Source organism: Variovorax sp. DXTD-1 (assembly GCF_003984625.1).
Taxonomy (GTDB): domain Bacteria; phylum Pseudomonadota; class Gammaproteobacteria; order Burkholderiales; family Burkholderiaceae_C; genus Variovorax.
The window spans coordinates 50,193-72,889 of the sequence record NZ_RWKH01000025.1 but is presented as its reverse complement, the minus strand read 5'-3'; the positions used below and the strand labels follow the sequence as shown (position 1 = coordinate 72,889).

At 67.4% G+C, this 22,697-nt stretch carries 15 protein-coding genes; all 15 read left to right on the top strand.

Annotated features, from left to right (window positions below; genetic code table 11):
• Positions 1-40 precede the first annotated feature (40 nt).
• The gene (locus EJI00_RS21400; RefSeq protein ID WP_126749494.1) at positions 41-1,945 is read left to right on the top strand and encodes a serine/threonine-protein kinase; all 1,905 of its coding nucleotides are present in this window, start codon (positions 41-43) and stop codon (positions 1,943-1,945) included.
• A gap of 54 nt (positions 1,946-1,999) precedes the next feature.
• Positions 2,000-3,610 carry a murein transglycosylase A gene (locus tag EJI00_RS21395; protein ID WP_126749493.1) on the top strand — a complete coding sequence of 537 codons (1,611 nt, stop codon included), beginning with the start codon at positions 2,000-2,002 and terminating at the stop codon, positions 3,608-3,610.
• 30 nt (positions 3,611-3,640) lie between these two features.
• A complete protein-coding gene (locus EJI00_RS21390) occupies positions 3,641-4,390 on the top strand; it encodes a hypothetical protein (protein WP_126749492.1) in 750 nt (249 codons plus the stop codon).
• A gap of 28 nt (positions 4,391-4,418) precedes the next feature.
• Complete coding sequence (locus tag EJI00_RS21385) at positions 4,419-5,567, top strand: hypothetical protein (RefSeq protein ID WP_126749491.1); 1,149 nt, start codon at positions 4,419-4,421, stop codon at positions 5,565-5,567.
• Complete coding sequence (locus EJI00_RS21380) at positions 5,564-7,540, top strand: caspase family protein (protein ID WP_260590806.1); 1,977 nt, start codon at positions 5,564-5,566, stop codon at positions 7,538-7,540. The genes EJI00_RS21385 and EJI00_RS21380 overlap by 4 nt, the downstream gene beginning before the upstream one ends.
• Before the next feature lie 34 nt (positions 7,541-7,574).
• Positions 7,575-8,132 (top strand): type VI secretion system tube protein Hcp, encoded by a 558-nt coding sequence (locus EJI00_RS21375; protein ID WP_126749490.1) that lies wholly within the window; start codon positions 7,575-7,577, stop codon positions 8,130-8,132.
• Between the two features lies 1 nt (position 8,133).
• Positions 8,134-8,970 carry a type VI secretion system accessory protein TagJ gene (locus EJI00_RS21370; protein ID WP_126749489.1) on the top strand — a complete coding sequence of 279 codons (837 nt, stop codon included), beginning with the start codon at positions 8,134-8,136 and terminating at the stop codon, positions 8,968-8,970.
• Positions 8,971-8,972: 2 nt separating this feature from the next.
• On the top strand, positions 8,973-9,488 hold the full coding sequence (gene tssE, locus EJI00_RS21365) for a type VI secretion system baseplate subunit TssE (RefSeq protein ID WP_126749488.1): 516 nt from the start codon (positions 8,973-8,975) through the stop codon (positions 9,486-9,488).
• Between the two features lie 7 nt (positions 9,489-9,495).
• A complete protein-coding gene (gene tssF, locus EJI00_RS21360; RefSeq protein WP_126749487.1) occupies positions 9,496-11,388 on the top strand; it encodes a type VI secretion system baseplate subunit TssF in 1,893 nt (630 codons plus the stop codon).
• On the top strand, positions 11,364-12,443 hold the full coding sequence (tssG, locus tag EJI00_RS21355; RefSeq protein ID WP_260590805.1) for a type VI secretion system baseplate subunit TssG: 1,080 nt from the start codon (positions 11,364-11,366) through the stop codon (positions 12,441-12,443). Before tssF ends, tssG begins: the two co-directional genes overlap by 25 nt.
• A complete protein-coding gene (locus tag EJI00_RS21350) occupies positions 12,440-13,774 on the top strand; it encodes a methyltransferase domain-containing protein (RefSeq protein WP_126749485.1) in 1,335 nt (444 codons plus the stop codon). The genes tssG and EJI00_RS21350 overlap by 4 nt, the downstream gene beginning before the upstream one ends.
• A gap of 68 nt (positions 13,775-13,842) precedes the next feature.
• On the top strand, positions 13,843-16,551 hold the full coding sequence (gene tssH / locus EJI00_RS21345) for a type VI secretion system ATPase TssH (RefSeq protein ID WP_126749484.1): 2,709 nt from the start codon (positions 13,843-13,845) through the stop codon (positions 16,549-16,551).
• A gap of 24 nt (positions 16,552-16,575) precedes the next feature.
• Positions 16,576-18,945: a type VI secretion system Vgr family protein gene (locus EJI00_RS21340; RefSeq protein ID WP_126749483.1), complete on the top strand. Its 2,370-nt coding sequence runs from the start codon at positions 16,576-16,578 to the stop codon at positions 18,943-18,945.
• Between the two features lie 6 nt (positions 18,946-18,951).
• On the top strand, positions 18,952-21,630 hold the full coding sequence (locus EJI00_RS21335) for a DUF2169 domain-containing protein (RefSeq protein WP_126749482.1): 2,679 nt from the start codon (positions 18,952-18,954) through the stop codon (positions 21,628-21,630).
• The gene (locus tag EJI00_RS21330) at positions 21,627-22,697 is read left to right on the top strand and encodes a pentapeptide repeat-containing protein (protein ID WP_185868184.1); all 1,071 of its coding nucleotides are present in this window, start codon (positions 21,627-21,629) and stop codon (positions 22,695-22,697) included. Before EJI00_RS21335 ends, EJI00_RS21330 begins: the two co-directional genes overlap by 4 nt.

The following is a 22,697-nucleotide window of genomic DNA, read 5'->3' as shown; positions in this document are numbered from 1 at the left end:
GAAAACAAGCACCCGTCGACGTTGAAACGGGAGCCACTCAATGACCGAAGAAAAAACGCCCCCTGAAGACGACCGCACCCAGGTCATGTCCAGACCTGCCCAACAGCCTGCGGGCAACGAAGACACCCCGGCCACCGTCATCACAGCCAGCCCCACAAGCCTGTCCAACGCCCCCGTCACAAGCCCAGCCACAGAAGCCAACGAAGCCGGCCTCCTCCCCGTAGGCAGCCGCCTCGCAGAGTTCGAAATCACCCGTGTCGTAGGCCAGGGCGGCTTCGGCGTGGTCTACGAAGCCTGGGACCACGCCCTCGAACGCGTCGTCGCCATCAAGGAATACCTGCCCACGTCACTCTCGACAAGGCAGCAGGACGGAACAGTCGTCCCCCTGTCGGAGCGCCACCGCGAAACCTTCGACCTCGGCATGCGCAGCTTCATCAACGAAGCCCGCCTGCTTGCGCAGTTCGACCATCCCTCGCTGCTGAAGGTCTACCGTTTCTGGCAGGAGCGCGGCACCACCTACATGGTCATGCCGTTCTACCGCGGCGACACGCTGCGCCAGGCGCTGGTGTCCATTCCGGCGGGCGTGGACGAAGCCTGGCTCATCCGCATCATGGACGGCGTGACGCAGGCGCTGGGCGTGATGCATGGCGCCAACTGCTATCACCGCGACATCGCGCCCGACAACATCATCCTGCTCGAAGGCTCGGGCCGGCCGGTGGTGCTGGACTTCGGCGCGGCGCGCCGCGTGATCACCGACAAGACGCAGGCGATCACCGTCATCCTCAAGCCCGGCTACGCACCCATCGAGCAGTACGCCGAAATGCCCGACATGTCGCAGGGCGCGTGGACCGATGTCTATGCGCTCGCGGCGGTAATGCACGTGGCCGTTTGCGGACGCGCGCCGCCGCCGTCGGTGGCCCGGCTCTTGTCCGACAGCTATATTCCGCTGGCGGGCAACGAGATCCTGCGCCAGCGCTACAGCCCGCGGCTGCTGCAGGCCATCGATGCAGGCCTGGGCGTGCGGCCCGAGTCGCGGCCCCAGTCGATGGCCGAGTTCCGCGCGGCGCTCGACCTGGAGGTGGGCCACAGCATCGCGCCGGTGCCGCGCACCTCGCCGCCGGTTTCCACAGGCACGCGCAAGGCCGCCGGCAATGCCGACGCGCCGACCATCATCGGCGGCGGCGGAAAGACGCCAGTGGCGGGTTCGCACGATGGCGGCGGCTCAGGAAAAAGCAAGGCCGTGCCCGTCATCGCATCGCTGGCGGTGGCCGCCGTGGTGGCTGGCGGCGGTTGGTGGTGGTACCAGGGCCGCACGGCCGCGGAAGGCGACAGCGGCGGCGGCAGCAAGCAGGCGATCGTCGCGCCACCACCGCCGCCCGAGATTCGCGTGACCGAAGCGCCCCCGCCACCGCCGCCTCCTCCTCCGCCGGCACCCCGCACGCCGCTCGACTCGCTGCAGTCGCTCGCCGCGGGCGCGGCGCCGGGCTTCGATGTGGCGGCCGCGCCGAGGAAGCCGGAGGTCGCAATCGGCAAGGACAAGCTCGCGTTCGAGGTTCGCAGCAAGCGCGAAGGCTTTGTCTACGTGTTCCTGCTGTCCAGCGGCGGCGAGATGTTCCTGCTGTTCCCGAACCTGCTCGACAAGTACAACAAGATCACCGCCGGCAGCCCGCTCTCGCTGCCGCGCGCTTCGTGGCCCATGGATGCCGGCGGCCCCGCCGGCACCAACCAGTTCGCGGTGCTCGTGAGCGAGCACGAGCGCGACTTCGGCGCCTCTGGCGTCCAGAACGACGGCGTGTTTCCGCAGTTTCCCTTGCCCGTGCTGGCGGCCCTCGAAGCCACCCGCGGCACGGGGCCGTCGCCTTTGTTGGGCAAGCCGGTCTGCGCGCCCAACACCCCATGCAACGACGTCTATGGCGTCGCGAATTTCAAAATTGTCGAGAAGTAATCGTCTGTAGAGCATTGGCCCGGATGGGCCGTCTTTCCGGACAAGGAGGCTTTCATGTACACGCAGTCGCCGGTTTTCATTTCCTCAGCCCTTCGCTGCGCTGCCGCCGCCGCGGCCGTGTTCGCAGCAGGCTGCGTCAACACGCCGCCGGCAAGCTCCGCTGACGCCAATGCCAACACCGGGCCAGGTAGTTCCGGCGCCACGGCAAGCGGAGCGCCGGCGGCTGCATCGCGCCCTGCCCCGGTCGGCTCGAGCGTGGCCGGCCAGGCGCGCACCTTCTCCACCCAACTGGCCACCTACACATCGGTGAGCTTCGATGCCGTGCCCGGCTGGGCGCGCGACGATTTCTCCGACAGCTGGCCGGCGTTTCTTGGCAGTTGCAAGGTGCTCACCGGCCGTGGCGCCGAGTGGAAGGACGTGTGCGCTCGGGCCCTCAGGGTCGACAGCAAGAGCAGCACCGCCATCCGCGCCTTCTTCGAGCAGGAGTTCTCGGCCTACCAGATCCGCGACGACGACCGCAAGCCCGACGGCGTGGTCACCGGCTACTTCGAGCCCGAGATTCCGGGCAGCCGGCAGTACGCGGCGCCGTTCATCTACCCGGTGTACGGCCAGCCCGAAGACATGCTGTTTGCCGACGCGCGCAAGCTGCCGGCCGGCAGCGGCACCGTGGCGGCGCGTGTCGAAGGCCGCAACGTGGTGGTGCAGACCGGTCTCAGCACGCGCGACATGGGTGCGCCGGGCCTCTACGCGCTCGACCTCTCGGCCATTACGCGCGACACGCTCGACCGCAAGGTGCGCCTGCGCATCGAGGGCAAGCAGCTGCTGCCGTATTACACGCGCGAAGAAATCGAGACCAAGGGTGCGCCCAACGCCAAGGTGCTGGCCTTCGTGAGCAGCGCCACTGCGCTCTACGAAATGCAGATCCAGGGGTCGGGCCGCATCAAGCTGCCTAACGGCGACATCATTCGCGTGGCCTACGCCGAGCAGAACGGCCAGCCCTTCCGTCCCACGCTGGCACAGGCACCCAACGGCAAGCCTCGCAGCCCGGTGAAGGTGCGCGGCTCGTCCATCGAGCTGGAGCTCGACGACGGCGAGGATGACGAAGATGCCGGCGGCACATCGACCAACACCATACGCACGCGCGGCTTCACGCTTGCGCGGCCCACCGCCAGCGGCGCCGTCGTGGTGCCGGGGCGTCGCACGGCCGGGCCGGTCATCGGTTCCGGCATCAAGGACCCGAGCTACGTGTTCTTCAAGGAGTCGACCTCGCCGGCGGGCGGACCGGTGGGTGCGTTCGGCGTGCCGTTGTCGGCGGGCCGCTCGATTGCGGTGGATCCGCGCAGCACGCCGCTCGGCTACCCCGTGTTCGTTTCTACCCGCGCGCCCGGCACCGGCGCGCCGATGCAGCGGCTGACCATTGCGCAGGACACCGGCGGCGCGATTCGCGGCGCGGTGCGGGCCGACTATTTCTTCGGCAACGGCCAGCAGGCCGCGACCAACGCGCGCCGCATGAAGGAGCGCGGGCAACTCTGGATTCTGCTGCCGCGCGGCCTGGCCGTGGCCTCGGCGGCGGTGTCTTCGGCCATTCGCACGCGCGGCGGTCCGGTGGGCGCCGGCTTGCCGCAATGCCTGGTGCCGACCGAAGGCGTGTGCGTGGACGACTAGCCCGGCTGTCTTCCGAATCCTTGTCGTCTCATGCAAGAAACGCTGTCGTCCGCGGAAAGCACTCAGCTCGTCCGTCTTTGGCGGCGCCGGCAGACGCTGTCCTCGAACGACATGGGCACCATGTACCGCATCGTGGGCGATGCGCTGGTGGCCTGCAATCCCCCCGAACTCCAGGTGCTGGGCGAAGGCCGGCAGGAGCTGGTGGCGCAGTTCATCTACGTGAAGGTGCTGCGGCTCGATGCCGACCCCGACGAGGCCGACGAACGTGCGAGCCACAGCGCGCCGTCGAGCGCCTTTGCGCTGTGCGCCTACTTCCGGCGCTACCTGATCGACTGCACGCGCGCGAGTGCGTTCCGCCGCAAGCTCTCGATCGGCGACCAGGTCACCGAGGCGCAGCTCGAAGACGCCCTCGGCAGCAGCGATGACCACGAGGGCTGTCTGGCCGAGCACGGCCTGAGCGCCAGCGCGGTGCAGCTGGCCGCGCGCGCCTTCATCGCCGAGCTGCCCGAGCCCGAGCGCATCCTGCTGTGCGAGGGCTTCGGCAGGGAGGCCGAAGGCGGCTTGTCGGGCATTGCCTCGCGCCACGCCATCGCCTCCTATCACTACCGCGCGGGCCGGCTGGGCCTGGTGCACAAGCGCGAGGGGCTCACGGCCGACTACGCCAAGACCCGCCTCGGCGGCTGGATCCAGCAGACGCTGGGCATTGCCATCGAGCCCGAGAACATGGCGGCGATCCTGCAGGTTTTCAAAATCCTCGGTGCTGAAGCGTCTTATGCCTGAAGACATAGCCATTCAGGAACAGACCGCCATGAACACCGAACTCTGGCCCCCTCTCAGCGTGATCCGAAGTGCGTTCCAGGCCGGGGGCGCCGCGCCCGCGGTATCCGACGCCGCGGGCCCCGAGGCCAGCAGGGCCGTCGTAGCCATGCCGGGCACGGCACCCGCCGCCGCGGCCGCGCCGCCGCGCGCGGTGCTCGACCTGCTGCTTCCGCTGACCGAATTGGCCCGGCGCCGCGAGGCTGTTGCCCAGCGCGCCTTCACGGCCCGCTGGGCGCCGGGCCGCCTTGTGAGCGTGGTGCACGAAGGGCGTCTGCTCGGCGTGTTGCTCGACCGCTGCATTCACGGCAACCTGTGGCAGGGCTGGATGGCCGCGGGCGAGGCGGACTGGGCCGGCGCGTACGACGTATTGCTCGAGCCCGACGACGAGCCCTTCGAGCCCGCCTTCGGACTGGTGCAGGCCTGGAACGTGCTCACCCTCGAACCCAGCCCCCAGCTGTGCGCGCGCGTGCTCGGCGAAATATCCGCCACGCGGCTCGCCGCGATCCGTGCGGTGCACGACGAGTGGGCCGCGCAAGCGCCGCTGGCCATTGCGCCCGAACCGGGGCACATCGCATTGCGCACGGTAGGCGGCGTGTTTTCGGTGCTCTCCGGAACGCCGCTGGGTGCGCAAGACCCGCGGGCCGACTACCAGGCGCTCTATCGCGATGCCGCATCGCAATTGAGCACCGCGTTGCAACCGGGTTCGAACAGCGCACCGGCCGCACCGGGCGTCGCGCGCGCCAAGCCGCACCCCGGGCCCGAAGGCGGCTGGTGGGGCGGCATCCGCCGCTGGTTCGGCGCCGAAGGCTGGGTGCGCCCCGCGTTCGCGGTGCTCGCATTGGTGGTCGTGGTGCAGAACACCGGCCTGCTCGGCCAGCGTGCGGAAGACGACGAGGTGCGGTTCCGCTCGGCGCCGCCGCCGGCCGCCGCATCCGCGCAACTGGTGGTGCGTTGGAAGCCCGATGCGCGCGCCGAGGACACCGCCCGCCTGCTGCAATCGATCTCGGCCGACGTGGTGGGCGGCCCGGGCGCCGATGGCACCTGGCGCCTGCGCGTGCCCGACCGCGCGCAGGGCCTGGCTGCATTGGCGGCGTCTCCCTTGGTGGCATCGGCCGGCCCGGCGCCGGAGCGGCCATGACGATCGTTCCGCGCGTGCTGTGGTTGCTGGTGCTGCTGCTCGCCATCGGTGGCCATGCGACCGCCGCGCAGCGCGCGCTGCTCGTCGGGGTTTCCGAACTGGTGAATCAACCGCAGGCACTGTGGCTGCAGGCGCCGCGCAACGACGTGATGCTGATGCGCGATGCCTTGCTGAAGCAGGGCTTTGCGGCATCCGACATCACTGTGCTCGCCGACGGCGTGGGCGGCGCGGTGCTGCCCGAATCGCAGGCCATCCACGATGCGCTCGGCAGGCTGCTCGCGCAATCGAGAAGCGGCGACTTCGTGCTGCTCTACTTCTCGGGCCACGGCACCCGCCTGCGCGACAGCAGCAAGCGCTACCAGGAGCCCGACGGCCTTTCGGAAAACTTTCTCGCACGCGATGTGCGCGGCACGCTCGGCAGCGACAGCGCGCTCACGGGCGACCTGCGCGATGCCGATTTCGATGCCTGGATACAGGCCTTTCTGGCGCGCAACGTGTTCGTCGCCTCCGTCTTCGACACCTGCTCGGCAAACTCGATGACGCGCAGCAGCACGGCCGAAAGCCCGCTCGTCGCCGAAGGGCCGGCCGACGACGAGGTTCGCTGGCGCGGCCTGCGCACCGGCCAGTTGTTCGGCGCGCCCGGTCCGGCGGCGCGCACTGCCATGGCGCGGCCCGCCGTGGCCGAGCAGGTGCCGCGCGCGCGCTATGTCGCGCTCTTCGCTTCCGAGAGCCACCAGATCACGCCCGAGCTGCGCCTGCCGCGCAAGAGCCGCAATGCGCGCCCGCAGGGCCTCTTGACCTGGGCCGTGGTGGAGGCGCTCTCGCGCAGGCCCGCCACCTGGCGCGACCTGTTCGACGGCGTGCTCGCGATCTATCCGCCGGTGATCGACGAACTCGCGCAGCGCTTTCCCACGCGCGAACTGCCATCGCCGGTGGCCGAGGGCAATCTCGATGCGCCGATCTTCGCCAACCGCGCGCAGCCGGTTTCCACGCGGCCGGTCTGGCGCGCGCAGCGCTCCGGCGACACGCTCGCCGTGCAGGCCGGCCAGCTCGACGGTCTGGTGGCGCAGCAGCCGCTGCGCGTGCTGGCCACGATGGAAGACGGCACGGTGCGCAGCGCCGAGGGCCTGCTCTCGCAGGCCTACACCGACAAGGCGCGCATGGCCGTGCCGCCCACGCTGCGCGAGCTGTCCGGCGCCGCGCTCTGGAACGTCACGCCGCTCGGCGAGCCGGCGCCGCTCGCGCTGCGCGTGCGCGCGGAGCAGGGCCTGCCGCCTGGGCTGAGTCTCGACTACCCCGCCTCCGTCGTCGCCGTGGCCGAGGCAGACGGTGCCGACGTGCGCTGGAGCGGCACCCGGCTCGAAGTGCTCTCGCCCGCGCTTGGTGCGGGCGCAAGGCCTTTGCCGGCCGATTCCACAGCGGCCCGCCGGCATCTCGAAATGCTGGCCCGGCTCAAGTGGCTCAACCAGCTCTACGCCATCGCCAGGGATGCGCAGTTCGACGGCTTCGACGCGGTGCTCGAGGTGTGGAGCGGCGATCGCCTGGTGCGCAGCGGCCCGGCCCAGCAGGCCGGCGCCAGGCTGCTGCCGCTGCGCGGCGGCGAGCGCGCCGTGCTCAATGTGCGCAACGCCACCGGGCGCTCGGTGGACCTTGTCGTCGTCGGCATCGACCCGCAGGGCGGCGCGCGCCAGGTCTACCCCGGGGACCCGGGCGAGACCAACCGCTTCAAGCGCGGCACGCGGGACGCGCCCGCCGTCAAGCGCTTCGAGCTGCCCTGGTTCAACGCCGAAGGCGGCCGGCTGCTGGTGCTGGCCGCGCCCGCGGCGCCCTACAGCGCGCCGCGCCTGTTTGGCGCCGGCACGGCCGATGGTGTGGGCCAGGTGCGGGTGCGCGGCGCCCTGCAGCAAGACAGCGAGCGGCAGAGCTTTGCCGCGATGGTGCATTGGGCGGGCGAAGCCTTGTCCGCCAGGTAACGACAGACAACCGGATTTTTCTCAGGAGATCGACATGAGCTGGACCTACGATGGAAAACTGGACCCCGACGAGGCCCTGCGCCTGCTCGACTACCTGTCGGGCGAATCGGGCAACGACTTCGCGATGATGATCGAGAGCAAGGGCTCGCCGATCGAAGGGGAGTCCAAGCGCACGTACGAAGACGGCAAGCAGCGCATGGACATCGGCGGCTACTCGTACAAGTCGGACGTCGTCATTCCGCCCGGTTCCAGCAAGGGCAAGCTGCGCAACCACGCCTTCATCGTGATCCGCGACTGCGACGCGGCCACGGCTTCCATCGCCAGCCTGCTGAAGAGCCAGGACAGCGACCTGAAGGTGACCATCTCGGTCTTCAAGGCCGGCGGCGACAGCTCCAAGGACCAGCAGTCGCACCTCGAATTCGTGCTCGAAGGCGCACGCGTGAACTGCCATGCCATCGTGACCGGCGGCACGCCCAAGCGGCCCTGCGACCTGATCTTCTTCGACTACACGAAGCTGGAGATCCGTTCGGCACCACAGCAGCAGACGGGTGCGCGGGGTGCCGTGCGCACCTGCACCTTCGCGGGGAACTGACATGGCCACCTCCGCCGAACTCCTCAAGTCCGCCGACCCGGTCGCCGCGCTCAAGGCCCTGAGCGACGAGGTTCGCGCCAAGCCCGCGGACAGCAAGCACCGCGTCTTCATGGCGCAGCTGCTGTGCGTGCTGGGCCAATGGGAACGCGCGCTCAACCAGCTCACCGTCGCGGCCGAACTCGATGCGCTCGCCGTTCCCATGAAGCAGGTGTACGGCGACGCCGTGCGCTGCGAAGGCCTGCGCGCCGAGGTGTTTGCCGGCACGCGCACGCCCATGATCTTCGGCCAGCCTGACGAATGGCTGGCGCTGCTGATCGAATCGCTGCTGCGCCAGGGCCGCGGCGAGAGCGAGCTGGCCGAAGACCTTCGCCAGCGGGCCTTCGATGGCGCGCCAGCCATCGCCGGCACCATCGACGGCGTGCCCTTCGAATGGCTGGCCGACGCCGACATGCGCCTGGGCCCCGTGCTCGAGGCCTTCGTCAACGGCAAGTACTACTGGATTCCGTATGCCCGGCTCGCGCACATCAAGATCGAGCCGCCCGAGGACCTGCGCGACTGCGTCTGGATGCCCGCGCACCTGCAGTTCGAGAACGGCGGCGAAACGCTGGCGCTCATTCCCACCCGCTACGAAGGTACCGAGCAGAGCGAGGACGGCGAGCTGCGGCTCGCACGCAAGACCGAGTGGCGCGAACTGCGCCCCGAGGTCTGGGCCGGCCGCGGCCAGCGCGTGCTCGGCAGCGACGCCGGCGAGTACGCGCTCATGGACGTGCGCGAGATCCTCTTCGCACCGGGCGCCTCTGCCGCACCGCAGGACGGCCCCGGCGACGCAGGCGGCTGAACGTGGCCGAACTCACCGCCCAGGAACGCCTGCAGCCGTCGCTGCTCGACCGCCTGGTCGATAACGCGCCCACCGAAAAGCGCGAGAGCGACGACAAGCGCACGCTCACCAAGCAGGCGCTGCGCTCGGCGGTGCTGCGCGACCTGAGCTGGCTCTTCAACGCCACCGGCTTCGGGCTTGCCATGGACGACAAGCAATACCCGAACGCCGCACGCTCGGTCATCAACTACGGATTGCCTATGCTGTCTGGCCAGTTCACCTCGTCGGTGCAGCGTGTCAGCATGGAACAGGCTTTGAAGAACGCAATCCTGCAGTTCGAGCCGCGCATTTTGTCCCGCACTCTCGAAGTTGAACTCGTCATGGAAGGCTCGGCACTCGACTCGCACAACAGCATCGGCCTGCAGATCCGCGGCATGCTGTGGGCGCAGCCCGTGCCGCTCGAGTTCCTGATGCGAAGCCGCGTAGACCTGGAAGAAGGACGCATCGAGATCGTGGACATGGCGCAAAACCCAAGATAAGTCCGACATGGACCCTCGGCTGCTGAACCTGTACGAGCAGGAACTGCGCTACTTCCGCGAGAGCTCCTCGGAGTTCGCGCGCGCCTTTCCGAAGATCGCGCACCGCCTGGGCATCGAAGGCCAGGAGGTCGCCGATCCGTACGTCGAGCGGTTGATCGAGGCCACGGCCTTCTTGTCGGCGCGGGTCAACCTCAAGCTCGATGCCGAATACCCGCGCTTCACGGGCCACCTGCTCGACATCGTCTATCCGAATTTCCTCGCGCCCACGCCGGCGATGGCGATCGTCTCCTTCTCGCCCGATCTAGACGACGCCAACCTCGCGACCGGGCCGAAGCTGCCGCGCGGCGCCGGGCTGCGCGCGCGGCAGGCCGTGGGGCAGAACACGCACTGCGAGTTCCGCACCTCGAGCGCACTTCGCATCTGGCCGATCGAAATCCAGCGCGCCCAGTACTTCACCTATGCGCCCGATCTGCCGCTTGCAACGCATCCCCAGTCGCGCGCCATCCGCGGCGGCCTGCGCATCACGCTGCATGCGACGGCGGGGCTCAACTTCAGCCAGATCGCGCTCGACGACCTGGTGCTGCATCTCGGCGGCGCCGAAGACGTGGCATGGCAACTGCAGGAGTGCGCGCTGGGCCAGCCCATCGGCGTGATGGTGCGGCCGCTGTCGCCCGTTGGCGCACTGCAGGGCGCGGCGCAGAACCTGCCGGCCACGGCGATCCAGCCCGTCGGCTTCGAGGACGATGAAGCGCTGCTGCCGGTCACGGCCACCGGCTTCTCGGGCTTTCGCCTGCTGCAGGAGTACTTCGCGTTTCCGCAGCGCTTCCAGTTCCTGCGCATCGCCGGGCTGCAATCGGTGCTCGCGGCAATGCCGGTCACCGACGTCGAGCTCGTGCTGTTGTTCTCGCGCGGCGATGCGGCGCTCGAAAAGCTGGTGAGCGCCGACAACGTGCAGCTGCACTGCGTGCCGGTGGTCAACCTGTTCAACAAGCGGCTCGACCGCGTGCCGCTGACCGAAGGCGTGAGCCAGTTCCACCTGGTGCCCGACCGCACGCGGCCGCAGGATTTCGAGGTGCACACCGTCACCGAGGTCATCGGCCACGGTGCGCCCGGCGCCGATGCCGCGGCGGCCGAACAGGTGTTCCGGCCGTTCTACTCGGCCTTCCACGGCACGCGGCACAGCCACCCGGCCTACTTCACGACCACGCGCGAGCCGCGGATGCTTTCGGTGCGACAGCGCACCGAAGGCCATCGCAGCAGCCACATCGGCTCCGAGGTCTACATGCAGATCGTCGATCCGCAGCAGGCGCCGTATGCGGCCACGCTCCGGCAGCTCGCGGTGAGCGCGCTGTGCACCAACCGCGACCTGCCGCTCTTGATGCCGCTGGGCCGCGACAACGACTTCGATTGCGTCGATTCCTTCCCCGTGCAGCGCGTGCGCATGGTGCGCGGCCCGTCGCGGCCGGTGTCGCCGGTGGTGAGCCAGGGGCTGGGCTGGCGCGTGGTCGATCACCTCGCGCTCAATTACCTCTCGATCTCCGACGGCACGCCGGAGCAGGGTGCCGCCGCGCTGCGCGAAACGCTGATGCTCTACGCCACGCATGCCGACGAGATGCGCCAAGGCCAGGTGCGCGGGCTGCTGTCGGTGAAAAGCAAGCCTGTTGCGCGGCGCCTGCCGCTCAAGGGGCCGATCGCCTTCGGACGCGGGCTCGAAGTGACGCTCGAGGTCGACAAGGACGCGTTCCACGGCCACAGCGTGTTCCTGTTCGGCGCGGTGATGGCGCGCTTTCTCGCGCGCCACGTGGAGGTCAACCATTTCGTCGAGACCGTGCTGCGCGTGGCGGGCAAGGGCGAGACCATGCGATGGAGGCCGCTGTGCGGGACCCGGCAGATTCTGTAGCCACAAGAGTCGACACCGCGCTGCGCGAGTGGTCGGCCGAGCCGTGGTCGTTCGACTATTTTGCGGTGCTGCGCCGGCTGGAGTCGGTGGCCGCGACCACGCCGCGCTGGGGCCGCGCATTGCTGCCGAGCGCGGAGCCGGTGCGCGTGGGGCAGGAGCCGTCGCTGTCGTTCGCACCGGCCAGCTTCAGCCGCTTCGAGCCGGCAAGCGCGCATTCGCCGCCGCGCCTGCGGCAGCACTTCTTCAGCTATGTCGGCCCCAACGGCCCGCTGCCGGTTCACCTGAGCGACTTCATCCGCGAGCGCAGCCTGAACCATGGCGACCCGACCTGGCTGGCCTTCCTTGACAGCTTTCTGCACCGCTTCTCGCTGCACTTCTATCGCGCATGGGCGCAGGCGCGGCCCGCGGTGGCGCTCGACCGGCCGGGCGAGGACCGCTTCCGCCTGCAGGTGGGCGCGTTCGTGGGCATCGGCACGCCGGGGCGCATAGGGCGCGACGAGGTGCACGACGATGCCCGCCTTCATTTCTCGGGCTGGCTCGCGCGCCGCGTGCACAACGCCGAGAGCGTGCAAGCGGTTCTGTGCAGCTACTTCGGCGTGCCGGTGGCGCTGGAGCGCTGGGTCGGCCACTGGATGAGCCTGCCCGCCGGCGAGCTCACGCGGCTGGGGCAGGGCGAGAGTTCGCGCTCGATGGGCATGGGCGCGATGCTCGGCACGCGTGCGTGGGACCGGCAGCACCGCGTGCGCCTGCACATCGGCCCGCTCACGCTCGAGCAGTACCGCATGTTCCTGCCGATCGGCAACGCGCGGCCGGTGCTGCAGCGCTGGATGCAGCAACTGCTCGGCGACGAACTCGAATGGGACGCCGAGCTGGCGCTCGAGAAGGCCGAGGTGCCCGTCACGCGCCTTGGCCAAGCCAAAGGCAATGCGCCGCGCCTGGGCTGGGTCTCATGGCTCGGCCAGCGCACGCGCGCCAACGACGCCGCGGACGTGCGCATCGGCAACAGCTCGACGATCGCCCGTACGGCCCAGGCCACCGTGGGAGCCGCTACATGACCACGTCGCCCGCACAACCGGACACGATGACGCACGCGGCCGCGCTGGCGCGAGCCGCGGCGCTGATCAAGGCGCAGAAGCCGGACGCGGCAGGTGAATTGCTGGACCGCATCCTCGAGGCGGCGCCGGCCGACCCCGACGCCTTGCACTACCAGGGCCTGCTGCGCCATGCGCAGGGCCGCAGCAACGAGAGCATCGCGTTGATCGGACGGTCGCTCACGCTGCAACCCGCGCAGAGCGGCGCCTGGAACAACCTGGGCAACCTGCTGGTCGAGACCGGCCGCATCGACGACGCGATGCGCGCTTACGGCAACAGCGTCTCCTTCGCGAAAGGAGGCGACGAGGGCGCCGATGCGCTGAGCAACATCGCCTCGCTCGAGCGCCGCAAGGGCCACTGGCAAGCCGCCGAGCGTTTCAGCCGGCAGGCGATCGAACTGCGGCCGGAATTCAGCGAGGCCTGGTACAACCTGTCGATCGCACTGATGGAGCAGGGCCGCATCCATGAGAGCGTGATCGCCAACAGCCGTGCGGTGCTGTTGCAGCCGCGCAACCTGAATGCCCGGTCTCAGGTGATTCGCGCGCTGGAACTGCTCGGCGAGAACGAGCAGGCCCTTGGCATGTACCGGGAGTGGCTGGCCGAGGATCCAGGCAACCCCGTGGTCATGCACCTGCTGGCCGCCTGCGAGGGGCGTGCGCCCGCGCGCGCCAGCGACGGCTATGTGGAGACCGTGTTCGACAGCTACGCCGGAAGCTTCGATGCGAGCCTGGAGAAGCTGCATTACCGCGCCCCCGAACTGGTGGCACGCGCGGTGCAGGAAATGCATGGCGCGCCCGCCGCGAATCTGGCCGTGGTCGATGCCGGCTGCGGCACCGGACTCTGCGCCCCGCTGCTGCGGCCCTGGGCCGCGCACCTGGCCGGCTGCGACCTGTCGGTGGGCATGCTGCAGCGCGCGGAGCAACGCGGCGGCTACGACGTGCTGCACAAGGCCGAGCTCACCCACTACCTGCACACCCAGCCCGGCCGGTTCGACCTGGTGATATCGGCTGACACGCTGTGCTACTTCGGCGACCTGCACGAGGTGCTGGCTGCTGCCGCGCGCGCGCTGCGCCCCGGCGGAGGGGTGGTGTTCACGGTCGAGGCCATGCCCGGAGGCCGTGGCGACTTCAGGCTCGAAGGCAGCGGCCGCTACCGCCATGCGGCTGCGCATGTCGAGGCCTGTCTTGCGGCCGCCGGTTTCGGTGCGGTGCGCATCGAGCCGATCGTTCCGCGCCGCGAAGCGGGGCAGGACGTGCAGGGGTGGCTGGCCAGCGCAAGGCTTCCTGCGCATTGACGCCGGCACGGCGCGCAGCACTTCAAATTTTCCGGCATGAATCGTCTTCAACAGATACGGAGTCTTCCATGAGTGAAATCAGCCGCACCGCCCTTTTCGGCAAACTCAACTCGCTGGCCTACAAAGCCATCGAAGGCGCCACGGTGTTCTGCAAGATGCGGGGCAATCCGTATGTGGAACTGGAGCACTGGTTCGCCCAGCTGCTGCAGGCGCAGGACTCCGACCTGCACCGCGTGATCCAGCACTACGGGCTCGACGTTTCGGTGATTGCCAAGGACATGACCGCCGCGCTCGACCGCCTGCCGCGCGGCGCCACCGCCATCAGCGACTTTTCCCCGCACATCGAGAACGCCATCGAGCGTGCCTGGACCTACGCCACGCTGCAGTTCGGCGAGGCGCAGGTGCGCACCGGCTACATCCTGGTGGGCATGCTCAAGACGCAGAGCCTGCGCAATCCGCTGTTCGGCCTGTCGAAGCAGTTCGAGAAGGTCAAGGTCGAGGACCTGGCCGACAACTTCGCGAAGATCTGCGACGCCTCGCCCGAATCGCAGATGCGTGCGCAGGACGGCACCGGCATGGGCAGCGGCGCGCCGGGCGAAGACTCGGGCGCGATGGCGCCGGCCGCCATGGGCAAGGGCGATGCGCTGAAGAAGTTCGCGGTCGACCTGACCGAGAAGGCCAAGAAGGGCGAGATGGACCCGGTGACCGGGCGCGACGAAGAAATCCGCCAGATCGTCGACATCCTGATGCGCCGGCGCCAGAACAACCCCTTGCTCACGGGCGAGGCCGGCGTCGGCAAGACCGCGGTGGTCGAAGGCTTTGCGCAACGCCTTGCGCGCGGCGACGTACCGCCGCAGCTGAAGGACGTGAAGCTGCTCACGCTCGACATCGGCCTGTTGCAGGCCGGCGCGAGCATGAAGGGCGAGTTCGAGCAGCGCCTGCGCCAGGTGATCGATGAAGTGCAGAGCTCGCCCACGCCCATCATTCTTTTCATCGATGAGATCCACACGCTGGTGGGCGCGGGCGGCGCGGCCGGCACGGGCGATGCGGCCAACCTGCTGAAGCCCGCGCTGGCGCGCGGCAACCTGCGCACCATCGGCGCGACCACCTGGGCCGAGTACAAGAAATACATCGAGAAAGACCCGGCGCTCACGCGGCGCTTCCAGGTGGTGCAAGTGCCCGAGCCCGACGAGGTGAAGGCCATTTTGATGCTGCGCGGCGTGGCCAGTGTGCTCGAGAAGCACCACCGCGTGCAGCTGCTCGACGAGGCCATCGAAGCGGCCGTGAAGCTGTCGCACCGCTACATTCCCGCGCGCCAGCTGCCCGACAAGGCAGTGAGCCTGCTGGACACCGCTTGCGCCCGCGTGGCGGTGTCGCAGCACGCGACGCCGCCGGAGGTGGAAGACTGCATGCGCCGCATCGAGGGGCTTACGGTCGAGCAGGAGATCATTGGCCGCGAAGCCACCATCGGCATCGACGTGACCAAGCGCGCGGCGCAGGTCACCGCGCTGCTGTCGGAATCGAACGGGCAACTGGAAACGCTCAACGCCCGCTGGAAGGAAGAAAAGGGGCTGGTCGATCGGTTGCTCGATCTGCGCAGCAAGCTGCGCGCGGGAAGCAAACCGGTGGACGCGGCGGCATCGAGCGACGGCGGCCAGGACGGCAATGGCATTGCCGCTTCTCCAGATCGCACTGCGCTGCTGGCCGAACTGCATGAACTGCAAGACAAGATCCACGCCGTGCAGGGGGAATCGCCACTCATCCTGCCCTCCGTCGACGAACAGGCCGTGGCCTCGGTAGTCGCCGACTGGACCGGCATTCCCGTCGGCCGCATGGTCAAGAACGAAGTCGAGGCGGTGCTCAAGCTCGCCGACACGCTCAACCAGCGCGTCATCGGCCAGAAGCACGGCCTGGAAATGATCGCGCGCCGCATTCAAACGTCTCGCGCGCGGCTGGACAACCCGCAAAAACCGATCGGTGTCTTCATGCTCTGCGGCACCTCGGGCGTGGGCAAGACCGAGACTGCGCTGGCGCTGGCCGAAGCGCTCTACGGCGGCGAGCAGAACATCATCACCATCAACATGAGCGAGTTCCAGGAGGCGCATACCGTCTCCACGCTCAAGGGCGCCCCACCGGGCTACGTGGGCTACGGCGAGGGCGGCATCCTGACCGAAGCCGTGCGCCGCCGGCCCTACAGCGTGGTGCTGCTCGATGAGGTCGAGAAGGCCCACCCCGACGTGCACGAGATCTTCTTCCAGGTGTTCGACAAGGGCTGGATGGAAGACGGCGAGGGCCGCATGATCGACTTCAAGAACACGATCATCCTGCTCACCACCAACGCCGGCAGCGAGTTGGTGATGAGCATGTGCCGCGACCCCGAGCTGCTGCCCGATTCGAATGCGCTGGCCGATGCGCTCAAGGCACCGCTCATGAAGGTGTTTCCGCCCGCGCTGCTGGGCCGCATCGTCACCATACCCTACTACCCGCTGTCGCCCGACATGATGAAGAAGATCGTGCGGCTGCAGCTGGGCCGCATCAAGAAGCGTGTGGAAACCAACCACGGCGTGCCCTTCGAATACAGCGACGCGGTCGTCGACCAGGTGGTCGCGCGCTGCCAGGACCCGGAGTCCGGCGGGCGCGTGATTGACGCGATCCTGACCAACACGGTGTTGCCCACCATCTCGGTCGAGTACCTGCAGCGGCTGGCCTCGGGCGGCGAGATCCGCCGCGTGGCGCTGGATGTGAAGGACGCCGACTTCACCTACGCCTTTGATTGAAGCTTTCAACGAGAGACCACCGAAATGGCTGACCACGAGTTCCGCATCGACAGCGATTCACCTGCCAACAAGGAGCTGATGTTCTGGCGCATCGTCGGCCACGAGGCACTCGCTCGGCCTTCGGCTTATGAGCTTACGGTTCTGTCGAAGAACCGGGCGCTCGACGCCAAGGACATTCTCGGGCGCGCTTTCGACGTGGTCATCGAGTTTCAGGATGCCGATGGCGGCAAGCACGAGCGGCACTGCCAAGGGCATGCAGTGCGGTTCGTTCGTGCGGGGCATGTGGGCCGTCACTTCGAATACCGGATCACGCTGCGCTCATGGTTCTGGCTGCTCACCAAGCGCGCCAACTCCCGCATCCTGCAGGAAAAACCGGTGCTGGAGGTGATGGATGCGGTGTTCGAGGACAGCCCGATCAAGCGCTTCAAGAAGACCAAGACCGACAACGTCCTCGGCACTCACAACCCCAGGCGCTACTGCGTGCAGCACCAGGAAACCGATTACCAGTTCATATCGAGGCTACTCGAGGACGAAGGTATTTATTACTGGTTCGACGCGCACGATGCGCCTGGCACCATGCACCTGTCGGACGCGAGCGACATGGCGCACGAGAAGCTTCCGGTGGCCGACACCTTGCGCCATGCGGGCAGCGATGCGAGCGAGGCGCGCTACAACGAGATCTCGCGCTGGGTGAGCGCGCGCCACTTTCACACCGGCAAGCACGACTCCCGTGACAGCGACTTCAAAGCAATCAAGAAGAAGTTGGGGGCGGTGATCGACGTTCCCGGCGGCCACGAACTGGCCGGCCTCGAGGTGTTCGAGTTTCCCGGCGGCTACTTCACTGGCGATGACGCCGAGAACCGCGCCAAGCTGCGCGGCGACGAACTCAACGCGCGCCGGGACCGACATTGGGCACTGACCGGCTGGCCCGACGTGGCCGCAGGCCGCAGCTTCAAGTTCGCGGGCGATCCCGACGGCGCGAGCGATGGCGACTACATCATCGCGGCCTGCACCTTCATGGCCAGTCATCCCGGCTACGAGAGCGTGGCCGCCGGCGCGGTCGAGCAACCGGTCTACGCCGCCCTGTCCGACGTGTTGCGCGACGACGCGGTGAACGCCGACACCTTGCAGGTGCTCGAAGAACTGATCGCCGGCACGCCCACGCTGCACACCGCGCAGCCCGGCACCAGTGCGTTCTTGCTCACGGTGATTCCTGTAGAGCGTCCGTACCGCGCGCCGCGCCTCACGCCGCGCGTGACCATGCCGGGCCCGCAGATCGCGATCGTGGTCGGCCCTGCTGGCGAGGAGATTCATGCGGACAAGTTCGGCCGTGTGAAGGTCCGTTTTCAATGGGACCGCTACAACGACGGGGACGAAAACTCAACCTGCTGGGTACGCGTTTCGCAGCCCTGGGCTGGCAAGGGGTGGGGCGGCTATTTCATTCCGCGCATCGGGCAGGAGGTGATCGTCGATTTTCTCAACGGCGACCCCGACCGCCCTGTGATCGTGGGTCGGGTCTATAACGACGACCAAGCCATTCCCTTCGAATCGCACACGCAGAGCGGCTTTCGTACCCGATCCACGCCCAAGGGCGGAGTAGCCAATTTCAACGAGTTCCGCTTCGACGACCGGAAAGGCGCCGAGCAGGTGTACCTGCACGCCGAGAAGAACCTCGACAGCGAAGTCGAAGCCGACGAAACGCGCGACGTGGGACACGACCGAACCACCAAGGTCCACAACAACGAAACCCTCGAAGTCGACGCCGACCGCAAGACGCACGTGAAGGGGCACTTCTCCGAAACCATCGACAGCGGCGAAGACCGCACCGTCCACGCTGGTTTTGACGAGAAGATCGATGGAGGTGAAAAGCGCCAGGTCGTCGGCGGCATGAAGGAGACCGTGAACGGTGGCATGGACCAGACGATCAACGGCGGAGAGAAACGCGTGGTGAGCGGCGGACTCGACGAAACCATCTCGGGCGGAGAGACCCGCACCGTGAACGGCGGAATGACCGAGACGGTCAACGGCGCGCTGACACAGACAGTCACAGGGGCGACTAACATCACCTCGACGGGGCCGATGACGATCACGGCGCCTGCGGGTTTCACCGTGATCGCCCCGGGGGGCAACAAGTTCATCGACCAGTTCTTCGAGAAGACGGGCGCTACCTATTCATACAAGTACGGCGTGGTCTTCGGTGTGGTCGGACTCAAGACCGAGCAGGGGGCATGCAGCCAGGGCAACTACGCCACCAAGTTCGATGCCTCGCTGTGCAAGATCGAGCACCGGGCGCTGTTCATCCAGTCGAAGGGCACGGACTTGCGCACCGGCGGCATATCGCTCAAGACGCTCGGCCCCGACATCAAGGCCGCCGCCATCACCATGATCACCTGACCAGCCATGCGCGTCGCAAAATCAAGCTACTGCGGTGTGTTGACCCGCCCGTTCGAACAGGGCGGACGGTTCTACCTTGCGGTGACGAACGCGGTCTTCGCCAGTCTTGGCGACGCGCAGCCGTGCCTCATTTCGGAACTGGCGATGTGGCCCTTCTTCGCCGAGCAGTCGGGCGGTGCAGGCGCGCTGGACGCAGTGATGCCGAAGGTCCAGGCCGAATGGCTGGTGACCGGCTTTTGCCATCCGGCGGACGGCGGCGCGACTGGCGCGAGTGCCGTCCGCGCCCGCGTCGGCACAGTCGAGAAGCGGCTGGCGGTGTTCGGCGACCGTGCCTGGGTGAACGGGCGGCCGACACAGCCGCAACCCTTCGAACGCATGCCGCTGGTCTGGGAGCGCGCATTCGGCGGCGAAGACGATGCCTCGAATCCGGTCGGAACAGGCACCCGGCCATCGAAGACGGATGAGAAGAGTGCCGGCGTGCACCGCTTGCCCAACGTCGAGTACCTGGATCGCCTGATCGCAACGCCTGATCAGCGCGCGGCGCCCGCTTCATTCCTTCCATTGGATCAGACCTGGGCGCAGCGCTCCCGCCGCGCCGGGACTTACGACGACGCATGGCTGAAGACGCGGTATCCCGGCATGCCCGCCGACTTCGATTGGCGGTTCTTCAATGTCGCACCCGAAGACCAGTGGCTCTCCGAGCGCATGGCGGGCGATGAAGCCTATGAATTCGAGAACCTGCATCCCTCCAGGCGAGTGCTCTCGGGAAACCTGCCCGGGGTGATCACGCGCACTTTCGTCAATCGCAGAGCCGCTTCGGGTGAGCGGTTTGAAGAGGTGCCGATGCGCCTGACCACTGCCTGGTTCTTTCCCCATGCGGAGCGCGTCATCCTGCTATTCCACGGCATGACGGAGGTGGACGAGGACGATGCGTCCGACGTGCTCAATGTCTTGGCAGGCATCGATCGGCCCGGCGCGCTCAAGCCTTTCTCGCATTACCGCCAAGTACTCGACAAACGGCGCGACCACAGGCAAGCCAGTGTCGAAGCCCTCAATGAGGAGGATCTGCTGCCGCCCGGGCTCGTGCTCGACGACGGCGGCATCGCCGCGGCTACCGCGCAATTGCAACCCCGAAACCGGAGCATGCGCAACGCACGGCGGGGACTGTCCAGGCAGATCGCGCTGGCGCGCGCCGAGGTCGCGAGCTACGGCCTCGATCCGGATGAGCACGGCCCGTTGCTGCAGGAGCCCGAGGAGCCAATACCCAGCGTGTCTGAAATCCCGGCCTATCTCAAGAAGATCGAGACGAAGATGAAAGCCGATCGGGAAAAAGCGGCGGCCGAGTCCGAGGAACGGGACAGGCAGAGCGCTGCGCTCTTCAAGAATCTCGGCATGGATTTTCAGGTCATCCTCGACGAGAGGAAGCAGACGCCGGTGGGCCCGCCAAAATTCTCTGCCAAGGCGGAGCTCGCCGATCTGACGCGGATCCGCGATGGCTTCGAGCCGGGCGATGCGAGCTACAAGGACGTCGATGTCTACCTGCAGGATCCGGCTTTCCGCGGCATGCTCAAGAACGCCGAGGAGGGCGGGAGGGAGGGCTATCGCAAGATTGCCCAGCACCAGAGTCCGGCTCCGCGGCTGGGCGCGGACATCGCCCGGCGCTTGCGCGAACGCATACAGGAGCGTTATGCGGCGGGCAAGAGCTTTGCCAACGTGAACCTCACCGGCGCTGATCTGTCCGGCCTGGACCTTCGCGGTGCCGATTTTTCGTCGGCCTTTCTGGAAAGCGCGAATCTCGACGGCACCAACCTGCAAGGCTGCCTGATGGATGACGCGGTGCTGGTACGCACGAGCCTCAAAGGCACGCAGTTCAATGGGGCGAGCCTCGCGGGGGCCAATCTGAGCCTTGCTGTCGCGGTCGGCGCGAGCTTCGACGGGACCGTCATGTCGCGCGCCACCCTGGAGAAGACCCAGCTGCATTCCTGCACCCTGCGCGGTGTGTCCATGCATGGCATCGTGCTGCTGGAAACGGTGCTGGACAAAGTGGACATTTCCGGCGCCAAGGCCGGTCAGACTCATTTCCTGAAGCTCAACCTGCACGGCGTGGTTGCCGCGAATGCCGAGTTCATCCGCTGCACATTCCTGGAGTGCGACTTGGGTGATGCCGATTTTTCAGGCGCGCATCTGGACGGCACCGGCTTCGTGGGCGTTCGGCTTTCGGGCGCCCGGTTTGCGCATGCGCGGATGTCCAAGTGCTGCTTTGTCGAATCTTGCGATCTGCGCGGCACGGACTTCAGCCATTCGGATGTGAGCTCGGCGAACTTCCGCTCCGCGGCCCTTGCCAAAGCCGACTTCCGATGGGCCAAGGGGCATGGGGCGGACTTCTCGCTGGCGGATCTTCGCGCGGCCAATTTCTACCAGGCCGACATGCCCCAGGCCTGCTTCGTGCGGGCGAACATGGATCAATCGGTATTCGCGTCGGCAAACCTGATGAGCGCGGTATTCCAGAACGCCAGCGCACCGGGCTGCGATTTCAGGTTCGCCAATCTCTTCAGGGCCGATATCGCCCGCATCCGCATCGACACCGCAACGCGGTTCGACGGGGCTCATGTGAAGCGTGCACGCATCTTGCCCAAATGGACTGGCGCGCGTGCGCTGGCCAATGCAGACGGGGCCACCCCATGAGCGACCTCGTAGCGCGCGTGCAAGACGGCGAAGCGATCCGCAAGCAAGGCTTCGCCGGCGCCGCACTGAGCGAAGCGGACCTGTCCGGCGGGCTGTTCGAGGACGTCGACTTTCGCGGCGCCGACATGACCGGTGCGGACCTCGGCGAGTGCACCTTCATCCGCTGCAGCTTTGACGAGGCATGCCTCGCGCATGCGAACCTGCAGCTGACCGGCGCCCACGAAAGCAGGTTCCGGAAAACGGACTTGCGGCAAAGCGGCCTGCTCGGGGCAAAACTCGCCAACTGCGACTTCACCCAGGCCGTTCTCGCCGGAGCCAGCCTCACGACGGCGGCTTTTGCGGAGTGCCTGATCGTCGAGACGAACTTCAGCGCAACAACGTTGGACCGCACGATGTTCGTCGAGTGCCGCTTCGACGCGCCCGATTTCTCCGATTCGCGTCTCATCAAGGTGGTCATGATGAAGGCGGACATGCGCCATGCCTTGATGGCCGGCACCTCGTTCGAGAACGTGATGCTCATCGAGGCCAATCTTTCGGGTTGCCAGCTGAGCGGACTGGACCTGCGGCTCACCAACTTCATGCAGGCCGACCTGACGGACTGCAATCTCGCTGGTGCGAACCTCGCGCAATGCAACTTCTGCGCGGCCAAGCTCGTGCGCGCGGATTTCTCCGGCGCGCTGCTGGCCAATGCCATCTTTCTGGAGGCCGTGATTGCCAACGCAAACTTCTCCGGCGCGAAAGCCCCGCAGTCCATCTTTGCGAAAGCCGAGCTTTCCGAAGTGAACCTGTCGGGCGCGGACCTGTACCAGAGTGGGTTCAGCCATTCGCAATGCGCGAACACCGATTTCTCGCGCACTGTGCTGACCTACGCTGATTTTTCAGGCTCGAAGCTCGCGGACTGCGATTTCCGCGGCGCCTCGATGTTTCGGGCCAACCTGCACGGCATGAGCGAGGAGTACTGCCAGTTCACCGACAGGTTGCGCGCACTTGAGAACGATCCCGAACTGGCCGAAGCCCAGCAATGGCGCGCTGTCGACGTGCCCGAACTCGAATCCCAGGAGTCTTGA